Origin of the sequence: Lysobacter sp. cf310 (assembly GCF_900114355.1) — a bacterium.
Lineage (GTDB): Bacteria > Pseudomonadota > Gammaproteobacteria > Xanthomonadales > Xanthomonadaceae > Lysobacter.
On the sequence record NZ_FOSS01000001.1, the window covers coordinates 195,051 to 206,757 of the forward strand.

An 11,707-nucleotide genomic window follows, 5' to 3' on the forward strand; every position below is an offset into this window, starting at 1 on the left:
CCGGAAACGCAAAAGGCCCGCACGAGGCGGGCCTTTTGCCTGTATCGCGCGCAAGCGCGCCGTAACCGGTCAGCGTCCTGGCAGACGGCAGCACTCGGCGTAAACGGTCACCTGCATCGCGGTCGGGCTTTCGTTGGCGAACACGCACTGATGCAGCGTTCCGTTGGGGTAGGACGCGACCACTCGGCCGGCCGTGCCCGCGGCCTGGCAGTAGCCGCCGGTCTTGGTGTAGCCGGCCGGACAGCTGGGCGAGGTACCGGTGAACGAAGCGCTGCCGTTCATGGTGCTGATGGTCTGCACCGTCGTGCATTGCAAGGCAGTCGGCGTAGGCGCTATGAAATAACCCACGATGTCGGCCACCAAGTGCGTCTGCGCGAATGAGTAGACGGTCATGTCGCTGGCGGCGGCGCTGGCGTCCAGCGTGACCACGGCCAAGTTGCTGACCACGTCGCCACCGGCGTAGTTCACGTTCGACGCCAGCGGGCGCACGCCTTGATAGGGATAGGCGGTGATATAACCCGCCGCGCCGGGCGTGACCACGGCGAAGTTGATCATCGCCGCGCCGATCGCGCCGACCGAGCCGGCGCCATTGCAGTTGCTGGCGCTGCCGCCCTGGAAGCTGTAGTCGGCGACCGAGGACACGTCGAAATCGCGCGTGCTGTTGGCCAGGATCGGGCCGCCGGCGAGGCGGGTGTCGAAGATCCGGCAAGGCGCGATCGGCACGAAGGTGAGGTCGGCGGCCAGGTTGCCGATCGCGCTCGGCACGACCTGGCCGTTCGCGGCGGCCTTGCCCAGCAGGGCATCGTTCATGGCGTCGAAATCGCGCGCGTCGGCGGCACGCTGCAGCGCGTTCATCGGCGACTTGGCGAAGATCGGTCCCATCTGACGCGCCCAGACGTTCATGTCGGCACGGTAGGCCTCCTGCACGTGCGGGCCCCACTTGCGCACGATCTGATAGACCAGCTGGCCGCGCGGCGAATAAGCCGCGGCGTCGGCGCTGCGGACGTAGCCTGCGGCCAGCAGCAGGGGCGCGGCCATGGCCAGGGCGGCCAGGGTAAGCAAGGATTTCTTCATAGGGTTCCCTCTGGCGCGGCGCGCAGGGGGAAACCGCCGTGGCTCCCTGCCCGGTGCCGCGGGTTAGTCGGCGTCCGGCGCCAGAGTATGCCGAGAACCGCGCAATTGTTATGCCGAAGCTGGCGACGCGCCGATTCCCCGGGCCCTTGCCCGGGCGGGCGCAGGGCCGCACACGCAACGCAGCCGGGCGCGCGGCCCCGCCATGACCTTCGACACCCCCTTGTGAGGCCGAAGGGGTCTATTGTCCTGCCACGCCCCGACCGGGGCGGTTTCCATTGCCCTACTCCCAAACGCCGCCAGGCCGGAGCCCGCTGTGACCTTGAAGAAACCCCAAATTCTGCTGCTGACCCTCGCCATCACCACCGCGATGGTCGCCTGCACCAAGAAGGACGAAGCCGCGCCGCCGGCCGCCGACGCCGCCAAGCCGACCGCCGACGCCGGCGCGGTGAAGATCGACGACAGCAAGCTGCCGGGCGTGAACCGCTTCCAGGTCGCCGACCTCGATACCACCAAGGACGCGTGCACCGACTTCGGCGGCTACGTCAACGGCAAGTGGCTGGCCGCCAACGCCATCCCGGGCGACCGCACCTCCTGGGGCGCGTTCGAAATGCTCGACGAGCGCTCCACCGCGGTGCAGAAGCAGCTCGCCGAGAAGGCCGCCGAGCTGCCCAACGCCACCGGCGTGGACAAGATCGTCGGCGACTTCTACGCCAGCGGCATGGACGCGGCCAAGATCAACTCGCAGGGCATCAACCCGATCAAGGGCGACCTCGACGCGATCGCCAAGCTCGAGAACAAGGACCAGATCGCCGACTACCTGCGCGCCACCGCCGCCAAGGGCCAGAACGTGCTGTTCGGCTTCGGCGCCGAGGCCGACTTCAAGGATTCCAAGAACAACATCGCCTACGCCTCGCAGGGCGGCCTGGGCCTGCCGGATCCGACCTATTACACGGCGGCCGACAAGAAGGAAAAGCTGGACGCCTACGAGAAGCACATCGGCAACGTGCTGCAGCTCAGCGGCGTGGCCGCGGCCGACGCCGCCAAGCAGGCCAAGGACGTGATCGCGTTCGAAACCCGCCTGGCCAAGGTCTCCAAGACCAGCGAGCAGCTCTCGCGCGACGCCAGCCTGTACTACAACCCGGTCAGCCTGGCCGATGCCGACAAGCTGACCCCGAACTTCCCCTGGACCAAGTTCTTCGAGTCGCAGGGCGTGCCCGCGCAGAAGATGTTCTCGCTGGCGATGCCGGCGTTCCATCAGGAAGTCAGCAAGATGCTGGCCGACGTGCCGGCCGCGCAGTGGCAGAGCTACCTGCGCTTCCACACCGTCGACAGCGCCTCGCCGTATCTGTCGGACGACTTCGTCAAGGAGAACTTCGAGTTCTACCGCAAGACCCTGCGCGGCCAGACCGAGCTGAAGGAGCGCAGCAAGCGCGTGCTCGACACCGTCGAGGAGCAGGTCGGCGAGGCCCTGGGCCAGATGTACGTCAAGGTCGCCTTCACGCCCGAATCCAAGGCGCGCATGGAGACCCTGGTCAAGAACCTCAGCGAGGCGCTCAAGGTCCGCATCGAGAAGCTGGACTGGATGAGCCCGGAGACCAAGAAGAAGGCGATGGACAAGTGGGCCGCCTTCACGCCCAAGATCGGCTACCCCGACAAGTGGCGCGAGTGGGCCGGCCTGCAGACCAACCGCGACAGCTACTACGGCAACGTGATGGCCGCGACCGAGTTCAACTACAAGTGGAACCTGGGCAAGGTCGGCAAGCCGGTCGATCGCACCGAATGGGGCATGCCGCCGCAGATGGTCAACGCCTATTACAACCCGCTGCAGAACGAGATCGTGTTCCCGGCCGCGATCCTGCAGCCGCCGTTCTTCGACCCGAACGCCGACGACGCCACCAACTACGGCGGCATCGGCGCGGTGATCGGCCACGAGATGACCCACGGTTACGACGATCAGGGCAGCCGCTTCGGCGCGACCGGCAACTTCGAGAACTGGTGGCAGCCGGCCGACGCCAAGGGCTTCAGCGGCCGTACCGACAAGCTGATCGCCCAGTTCAACGGCTACGAAGCCGCGCCGGGCGCCAAGGTCAACGGCAAGCTGACCCTGGGCGAGAACATCGCCGATCTGGGCGGCCTGGCCACGGCCTACGACGCGATGGTCAAGGCCACCGCCGGCCAGCCGGACCCGAAGACCGACGGCCTGACCCGCGACCAGCGCTTCTTCCTCAACTGGGGCACCGTGTGGCGCCGCAACTTCAAGCCCGAAGAGCTGAAGGTGCGTCTGGCCACCGACCCGCACGCGCCGGCCAACTTCCGCGCGATCGGCGCGCCGTCGAACCTGCCGGCCTTCGCCGCGGCGTTCTCGTGCAAGCCGGGCCAGCCGATGGTGCGTGAAGGCGACAAGCAGGTCGTGATCTGGTGATGAAACCCGGCGCCGCCGTCCGCGGCGGCGCCGACAGGCGTTACTTGCCCTCGTCGGCAGGCGCGAAGGCCCGGGTTTCCCGGGCCTTCGCTTTTGCGTCCCGTCTGAACGCGCACCGGCCGGCGCCATCTTCCGCAACCGCGAAACCCGTTCATAGGCAAGCGCCGGGCGCTTGTTAAACTGGCCCGATCACCAGGACGGAATCCGCGATGACGACCCTACGCCCGCTTAGCTGCGCCCTCGCCCTCAGCCTGATCGCCGGCCTGGCCCTACCGACCGCCGACGCCGCCAAGAAGAAGCGGGCACCCGCCGCCAAGCCCAAGGCCGCCGCCGTCGCCACCGCCTGCACCGACTTCTACGCCAACGCCAATGCCGACTGGCTGCGCGGCAACCCGCTGCCCTCCGGCGCCGGCTCGGTCTCGGCCCTGGAACAGCTGGACGCGCGCACCCGCCAGCAGACCCTGGACCTGCTCAACGGCGCCATGACCGCGCCGCAGGGCAATGTGCAGAAGCTGCTCGGCGACTTCTGGGCCAGCGGCCTGGATGAGGCCGCGGTCGAGCGCGACGGCGCCCAGCCGATCGCGCCGCTGCTGTCGCGCATCGCCGCGATCAAGAAGGCCAAGGACATCCCGGCCTCGATCGCCGCCCTGCACCAGGTCGGCATCCCGGTCGCGTTCAACTTCGCCGCCGACGTCGATCTGCAGGACCTCAACCGCCACATCGGCTACTTCGGCCAGGGCGGCCTGGGCCTGCCCGACCCGGCCTACTACACCCGCAGCGACGCCGAAACGCGCCAGCTGCTGGGCTACTACAACAACTACGTGCAGAAGATCCTGGCCCTGACCGGCACGCCGCAGGCCCAGCTGGCGGCCGAGTCGCAGCTGGTGATCGATCTGGAAACCCGGATCGCGCGCGCCTCGCAGTCGCTGCCGGAGCTGCGCCAGCTGCGCAGCCACTACGCCCCGGTGCAGGTCTCGGCGCTGGCCAAGCAGTACAAGCGCCTGCAGTTGGGCGACTTCCTCAAGGCCCAGGGCGTCAAGGACGACAGCGTGTCGATCGGCAACGCCAAGCTGTTCACCGAACTCGACAACCTGGTCGGCACGCTCAAGCCCGAGCAGTGGAAGGTCTACCTGCGCTGGCGCGTCGGCGACTCGATGGCGCCCTACCTGGCCAAGCCCTTCCGCGACGCCCAGTACGACTTCCACGGCCGCATCCTGCGCGGCAGCGCGCCGCCGTCGCGCCAGCAGGCCGTGCTGAACGCGATGAACCTGGCCGCCGGCCCGATGATCGGCCGCGAGTACGCCGCCAAGTACCTGCCCGCCGCCACCGACAAGCGCGCCGAGGAAATCGCGTCGCAGGTGCTGGCGACCCTGGGCAAGGCGATCGACGCCGAAACCCGCTACAGCGAAGCGGCCAAGGCCGAGGCGCGCGCCAAGCTGGCCAAGCTCAAGATCGAAGTCGGCACCCCGCACCGCGACCTCGACTACTCGGTGCAGCCGATGGGCCGCGGCAGCTTCGGCAGCAACATGCTGATCGCCTCGACCTGGCGCCATCGCGAGGAAATGAAGCGCATCGGCCGCGGCAACGCCGACCGCCGCTGGGACGTGCTGCCGCAGGATCCGGCCCTGGCCTACGACATCGCCCAGAACCGCCTGATCGTGACCGCCGCGGTGCTGCAGGCGCCGGTGCTGGACATGAGCAAGGACGCCGCCTCGCAGTACGGCTCCTTCGGCGCCCTGGTCGGTCACGAACTCAGCCACGGCTTCGACAGCCGCGGCCGCCTGGTCAACGCCAATCAGGAAGTGCGCGATTGGTGGACCCCCACCGAGACCGCGGCCTGGGAAGCGCTGGGCAACCGCGTCGCCGCCCAGTACGGCGCTTACGAATACCCCGGCCTGAAGGGCGTGAAGGTCAACGGTCAGCAGACCCGCGACGAAAACATCGCCGACATCGCCGGCGTCGAATTGGCCTGGAAGACCTTCCGTAGCGAAGTGCCGACCCCGTCCAAGGACGCCGACCAGGCCTTCTATCGCGCCTGGGCCGGGCTGTGGGCGCAACAGGCCAGCACCGAGGTCGCCACCCAGCGCGCATCCACCAGCGTGCACGCGCCGGGCCAGTGGCGCACCAACGGCCCGCTGTTCAACCAGCCCAGCTTCGGCGAAGCCTACACCTGCAAGGCCGGCCAGCCGATGCAGGCCAAGCCGGAACAGCGGATCACGATTTTCCCGTGATCGCCCGCGGCGGGTAAAAAAAACGGCGCGGATTCCGCGCCGTTTTTGTTGGTGCCGACCGCGCGGCTAACGCACCAGGCGCGGCCGCGGCGGCTTCGGACGCCCGAACGGCGGCTGCCCGCGCCAGTAGCGGATCAGCAGCCAGCCGAACAGCATGCCGCCCAAGTGAGCGAAGTGGGCCACGCCGGGTTGCTGCCCGGTGATCCCCAGCAGCAGTTCGACCACGCCGTAGATGATCACCAGCGTGCGCGCCTTCATCGGGATCGGCGGAATCAGCAGCATCACGCGCTGGTTCGGGAACAGCAGGCCATAGGCCAGCAGCAGGCCGAAGATGCCGCCGGACGCGCCCAGGGTCGGATAGGCCTCGCCGCCTTGCGACATGTTCCAGAAGCCGACCGCGAGCTGGCACAGCGCCGCGCCCACCACGCACACCAGGTAGTAGCTCAGGTAACGGCGCGGTCCCCACACATGCTCGATCTGCGCGCCGAACATCAGCAGCGTGAGCATGTTGAACAGCAGGTGCGCGAAGCCGCCATGCAGGAAGGCGTACGTCAGCACTTGCCACGGCATGAAACCGTAGCCTGCGTACGGGTCGCTCTCCGCGCCGGGCGGCCAGAGCATGAAGGGGTAGAACGTGGCGTCGCCGAGCGCGAACTGCAACAGGAACATCAGGCCGTTGGCGATCAACAAGGCCTTGGTGACGGGCGGCAAATTGGAGAACATCGGTACTCCCGGGGGATGCGGCTATGGTAGCCGTTGCGCCCACGCACCGTCTTGAACGGCATGCGCGCGAACGCGCCGGTCAGTCCGGCGGCCCCCAGATTTGGGCATCCAGCGTCGCGGCGGCGCGAACGCCGAGCACCCGCCCGCCTTCCACCCGCAGGCCCTCGCCGCGCAGGCGCTGGCATTGCTCGCGGTAGCCCTTGGAGCCTTCCGGCAGGGCGATCCGGCCGTCCGAGCGCAGCACGCGGTGCCAGGGCAGTTTGGGGTCGTCGTTCTGGCTGAGCAGGCGCGCGACCAGGCGCGCCCGCCCGGGCAGGCCGGCGCGACGGGCGACTTCGCCATAGCCAGCGACCTCGCCCTTGGGAATGGCGCGAATCGCGGCGAGGATGCGTTGGGCGGCGACCTCGGAGTCCATGAGGGTTAGCATAGAGCGTGTGTTAAGCCCTTTGCAGTGCTTCATCCGCCTGCCTGAGCCGCTGCGAGGCGCGGACCGCCGCCAAGGCGGGCCCCTGGCAAGGGCGGCAGGCCGCCTCGCGGCAATCCCGCGGGACAGTGCCGCAAAGGGCATGACGCGCTATCGAGTCGTACGAACAAAGAAGCCCGCAGGGAGCAGACCATGAAATTCGAACAAATCCGCAAGCACCTTACCCAGTCCGGCTTCCACCTCACCCTGCACGACGACGGGGTGCTGTGCATCGAGCTGTCCTTGGAACAGGGCACGCGCCATCAGGCGATCTTCCTGTCCGAGTTGGAGGACGACGACCAGCGTCCGTTCCTGCGCGTGAGCACCGCGATCGCGCCCACCACCGGCCTGGACGCGCGCCGCGCCCTGATCTTCAACTGGCAAAGCCATGTCGGTTACCTCGCCATCGGCGACCTCGACGGCGTGCCCTATCTGCAGCTGTGCGAGAACCGTCCGCTGGAAGGCCTGGCCGCGTCCGAGATCGACCGCCTGGTGCTGGAGATCGGCGGCCTGGGCGACCGCATGGAGCGCATGCTGTCGGCCGACGGCGACCTGCTGTAGTTCCCTGTCCGCTATACCGTCCAAGAAAAAGCCCGCATCGCTGCGGGCTTTTTCGTTTCACCGATGCGCCGGCATCAAGCCCAGCCCAGCGCCTCGATCAGGCGCCACAGGCCGTAGGCGATGCCGCCGGCGGCCGGAATGGTGAGGATCCACGCCCACACGATGCGTTCGATCACGCCCAGCTTGAGCTTGCGCGGATTCTTGGCGAAGCCCACGCCCATGATCGCGGTGGAAATGCTGTGGGTGGTGGACACCGGCATGCCGAAGTGCGCGGCCGTGACCAGGATGGTCGCCGACGCGGTTTCCGCGGCGAAGCCGTCGATGGTCTGCAGCTTCACCATCTTGTGGCCCAGGGTCTTGATGATGCGCCAGCCGCCGGCGGCGGTGCCCGCGGCCATGACCAGGGCACAAGTCGCGATCACCCAGGTGTCGATGTCGTCCTTGCCGCCGTCCGGATGCAGGAACGACAGCCAGGCCGGCAGGTCGTTGAGGATGCCCGACGACTGCGCGCCGAAGATCGACAGGGCGATGATGCCCATGGTCTTCTGCGCGTCCTGGCGCCCGTGAGCCAGGCCCATGTAGGCCGCCGACACCAACTGGGCCTTGCCGAAGAAGGCGTTGACCCAGCGCGGCTTGGCCAGCTTCGCCAGCGGGCCGCCGGCCTTCATCATCGAGGAGATGATCAGGTACAGCAGGGTGATGATGCCCACGCCCAGCAGGAAGCCGGCCAGCGGCGAGGTGATCATCGGCACCACCACCTTCCACAGCAGGCCCTTGTTGCTGGCCCAGTCGCCGTCGCCGGCCTTGGACCAGATCAGCGCGCCCCAGTTGTTCTGCGAGGCCGCCAGCGCGGCGCCGCACAGGCCGCCGATCAGCGCATGCGAGGACGACGACGGCAGGCCGCGCCACCAGGTGATCAGGTTCCAGATGATCGCGCCCAGCAAGGTGCAGATCAGCACCTGCGAGGTCACGTTGACGACCTCGGTATCGACCAGGCCCGAGGCGATGGTCTTGGCCACCGCGGTGCCCATGAACGCGCCGATCAGGTTGGTGGTGGCGGCCAGCATGATCGCCTGGCCGGGCGTCAGCACCTTCGTCGCCACCACCGTGGCGATGGAGTTGGCGGTGTCGTGGAAACCGTTGATGAACTCGAATACGAGCGCGGCCAGGATCACCACTAGGACCAGAGTCAGCATCACGAGGGGAGCCTCAGCTGTTCTTCAGCACGATCTGGTAGGCGACCACGCCGGCCTCGCGGCAGCGGTCGATGGCCTTTTCCAGGATCTCGAAGAACTCCTTGAGCAGGAACATCTGCAGGTTGTCCAGGCGGCCGGAATAGATGTCGCGGTACAGCTCCAGCATCAGGCGGTCGGCCTCGTTCTCCAGCGAGCGCAGCTTCTCGTTGAGCTCGGTCATGCGGTCGATGTTCATCTTCTGCAGGTCGTGGACCATCTCCACCACCACCGCGGCGGCCTGCTCCAGCATCGCCGCGCGCGGCGCGAAGTCGATGCCGTCCAGGTGCTGGATGGCCAGCGAATAACGGTCGGCGAATTTCTCGACCTGCTTGGGGATCTTGTACAGCGCCGAGCCCAGCGACTCGATGTCCTCGCGCTCGATCGGGGTGATGAAGCTGTCGACCAGGGCGTGGCTGATCTTGTCCGAGGTGGCGCGCTCGCGCTGGCGGGCCAGCTTGAAGGCGTCCAGGGCCGGCTGGCGGTCGCTGGCCTTCATCATGGCGTGCAGTGCCTTGGTGCTGTCGTAGGCGGCCTGGGCGGCCTCGTCTAGCAGGGTGTAGAACTGCTGGCCGGAGCCGAAGATGGTCTGCAGCGAGAACATGCGTGAAAGCCTCTGAATGCCGGCCGCGACCGGCCCGGGGTGGTTGTGCGGGCGCGATTATGACGGTTTGATGGCGAACGCGCCCGTCTTTCGCGCCGGTGCCGGCCCCGGCGGGCCCGAAACCGAGCCCGATGGCGCCCCTCACCCGCCGCTCACGCGGCCGGCGCGGCGGCGCCTGTTAAGATCGGGGCCGCGCATCCCCCGCCCACCCTGCCCCAATGGACGACGACCCAACATCGCCCGCCCGCGCCACCGCGGCCCCCCTGTCCGGCCCGCGGCCTACCGCTCACGCCCCCGGCATCCCCGCCACTGACCCCTCGATGGAGCAGCCCGCATGCTCGAGCTGCTGATCGTCGCTGCGCTGATCGTGCTCAACGCCTTCTTCGCCTTGTCGGAGATGTCGTTGATGACCTCGCGCAAGCTGCGCCTGAAACAGATGGCGGAGACCAGCCGCGGCGCGCGCACAGCGCTGGCGCTGGCCGAGCATCCGGACAATCTGCTGTCGACCGTGCAGGTCGGCATCACCCTGATCGGCGTGCTGACCGGCGTGTTCGGCGGCGAGGCCATCGGCCTGGCAATCGCCACCTGGTTGCAGCACGTGTGGGCCGAGGCCGCCACCTATGCCCGCCCGATCGGCATCGGCACCGCGGTCAGCCTGATCACCGCCGCCCAGGTGATCTTCGGCGAGCTGATCCCCAAGCGCCTGGCCCTGACCAACCCCGAGCGCATCGCCAGCGCGGTCGCGCTGCCGCTGTACGGCCTGTCGCGCGCGGCGCGGCCGGTGGTGGCCACCTTGGGCGCGATCAACCGCCTGGTCCTGCGCATCCTGGGCATCAAGGACGACGCTCGCAGCGAGATCAGCGAAGAAGAGATCCGCCTGCTGGTGACCGAGAGCCACGAGCAGGGCGTGATCGACGCCGACGAACGCAAGATGATGAACCGCGTGCTCAGCCTGGGCGATCGCACCGCCGAAAGCCTGATGACGCCGCGCACCCGCATCGCCTGGCTGGACGCCAACGTCAGCTTCGCCGACAACCTGGAAACCATGCGCGAGAACGCCTATTCGCGCTACCCGGTCTATCGCGGCAACGACAGCGACGTGCTCGGCGTGCTCGAGGTCAAGTCGCTGCTGGATCGCCTCGACCAGACCGCGCCGGACCTGTTTCCGGACCTGCGCCCGCCGCTGTTCGTGTCCGAATCCACGCATGCGCTGAAGCTGCTGGAGATCTTCCGCGAGGAACAGCAGTCGCTGGCGCTGGTGGTGGACGAGTACGGCGACGTCGCCGGCCTGGTCACGGTCAACGACCTGATGGGCGCGGTGATCGGCCGCATCCAGACCAACGAGACCGACGACGACGCCGCGCCGGTGGTCGAGCGCTCCGACGGCTCCTACCTGCTCGACGGTTCGCTGGCGCTGGAAGACCTGCGCGAGCTGGTCGGCGGCGGCCGCCTGCCGGACGAGGACGAACACGACTTCCACACCGCCGCCGGCATGGTGATCGCCCACTTCGGCCGCATCCCGCACGTCGGCGAGCATTTCGACTGGAGCGTATGGCGGATCGAAGTGGTGGACCTCGACGGGCCGCGCATCGACAAGCTGCTGCTGCAGCGCATCGCCGCGCCGCGCGAGGACGCCCAGGAACCGGTGGCCGATGACGCCTCCGGCTGACCGCACGCCGCCGGCGCAGGAAGCCGGCACGCGCGCGCTGCTCGACGACTTCGCGACCGGCGATCCGGCCGAGGTGCTGCGCCTGGGCGACGTCCTGGCCGGGCTGGGCGAGCGCTCCTTCGGCATGCTGCTGTTCGTCTCCACCATCCCGGCCTTCATTCCGATTCCGGGCGTGGGCGGCGCGGTCAGCGGCCCACTGGTGATCCTGATCGGCGCGCAATTGCTGATCGGGCTGCGCAAGCCCTGGCTGCCGGGCTTCCTGGCCCGGCGCGGACCGCACCGGCAGGCGATGGCGCGTTTTCGCAACCTGCTCTCGCCCTGGCTGAGTCGGCTGGAGCGCCTGATCCGCCCACGCGCCACCGCCCTGCTCGACCATCGCCTCGCCAGCGCCTTCACCGGCCTGCTGCTGGTGCTGCTGGGCGTGCTGCTGTCGCTGCCGATCCCGTTCACCAACTTCCTGTTCGGCGGCTTGCTGCTGCTGTTCGCGCTGGCCTTGCTGGAGCGCGACGGCCGCCTGATGGCGGTGGCCTGGGGCGTGGGCGCGATCGCGGTGGCGATCTTCGGCGTGCTCTCGGGCAGCCTGGCGACGCTGATCGGCGGCTGGATCGACCGCTTGCAGTGAGGTCACCGCTTTGGGGTAGGCGCGGCGTAAGCCGCGACCGCGACCCAACCGGAGTTGCGTGGCTGCGGCTCACGAGCCAAGGAAATCCCTGTGGGGCGCCACTCCT

At 68.3% G+C, this 11,707-nt stretch carries 10 protein-coding genes; 5 read left to right on the forward strand and 5 right to left on the reverse strand.

The features are described 5' to 3' along the window. Nucleotides 1-69 precede the first annotated feature (69 nt). Complete coding sequence (locus BMZ45_RS00845) at nt 70-1,074, reverse strand: hypothetical protein (RefSeq protein WP_091631402.1); 1,005 nt, start codon at nt 1,072-1,074, stop codon at nt 70-72. Between the two features lie 337 nt (nt 1,075-1,411). On the opposite strand from BMZ45_RS00845, the gene BMZ45_RS00850 reads away from it, so the two are divergent. Both BMZ45_RS00850 and BMZ45_RS00855 read left to right on the forward strand, forming a co-directional pair. Next, the gene (locus tag BMZ45_RS00850) at nt 1,412-3,496 is read left to right on the forward strand and encodes a M13 family metallopeptidase (RefSeq protein ID WP_175488955.1); all 2,085 of its coding nucleotides are present in this window, start codon (nt 1,412-1,414) and stop codon (nt 3,494-3,496) included. Between the two features lie 209 nt (nt 3,497-3,705). Next, a complete protein-coding gene (locus BMZ45_RS00855; protein WP_091631403.1) occupies nt 3,706-5,727 on the forward strand; it encodes a M13 family metallopeptidase in 2,022 nt (673 codons plus the stop codon). A 66-nt stretch (nt 5,728-5,793) separates the two neighbouring features. On the opposite strand, the gene BMZ45_RS00860 is transcribed toward BMZ45_RS00855, so the two are convergent. Then, nucleotides 5,794-6,450, reverse strand: a complete 657-nt coding sequence (locus tag BMZ45_RS00860) for a rhomboid family intramembrane serine protease (protein ID WP_091631405.1) — start codon at nt 6,448-6,450, stop codon at nt 5,794-5,796. Between the two features lie 79 nt (nt 6,451-6,529). Further along, nucleotides 6,530-6,877 carry an MGMT family protein gene (locus tag BMZ45_RS00865; RefSeq protein WP_057159685.1) on the reverse strand — a complete coding sequence of 116 codons (348 nt, stop codon included), beginning with the start codon at nt 6,875-6,877 and terminating at the stop codon, nt 6,530-6,532. A gap of 189 nt (nt 6,878-7,066) precedes the next feature. Here BMZ45_RS00865 and BMZ45_RS00870 point away from each other — a divergent pair, with 189 nt between their 5' ends. Beyond that, entirely contained in the window at nt 7,067-7,474 is a 408-nt protein-coding gene (locus BMZ45_RS00870) for a hypothetical protein (RefSeq protein WP_056181890.1), read from the forward strand. Nucleotides 7,475-7,548: 74 nt separating this feature from the next. On the opposite strand, the gene BMZ45_RS00875 is transcribed toward BMZ45_RS00870, so the two are convergent. After that, on the reverse strand, nt 7,549-8,670 hold the full coding sequence (locus tag BMZ45_RS00875; protein ID WP_091631408.1) for an inorganic phosphate transporter: 1,122 nt from the start codon (nt 8,668-8,670) through the stop codon (nt 7,549-7,551). A 13-nt stretch (nt 8,671-8,683) separates the two neighbouring features. Further along, the gene (locus tag BMZ45_RS00880; RefSeq protein WP_091631410.1) at nt 8,684-9,310 is read right to left on the reverse strand and encodes a DUF47 domain-containing protein; all 627 of its coding nucleotides are present in this window, start codon (nt 9,308-9,310) and stop codon (nt 8,684-8,686) included. Nucleotides 9,311-9,644: 334 nt separating this feature from the next. Here BMZ45_RS00880 and BMZ45_RS00885 point away from each other — a divergent pair, with 334 nt between their 5' ends. Continuing rightward, a complete protein-coding gene (locus tag BMZ45_RS00885) occupies nt 9,645-10,979 on the forward strand; it encodes a hemolysin family protein (RefSeq protein WP_091631412.1) in 1,335 nt (444 codons plus the stop codon). Beyond that, nucleotides 10,963-11,601 carry an exopolysaccharide biosynthesis protein gene (locus tag BMZ45_RS00890; RefSeq protein ID WP_091631413.1) on the forward strand — a complete coding sequence of 213 codons (639 nt, stop codon included), beginning with the start codon at nt 10,963-10,965 and terminating at the stop codon, nt 11,599-11,601. Before BMZ45_RS00885 ends, BMZ45_RS00890 begins: the two co-directional genes overlap by 17 nt. Nucleotides 11,602-11,707: the final 106 nt, after the last annotated feature.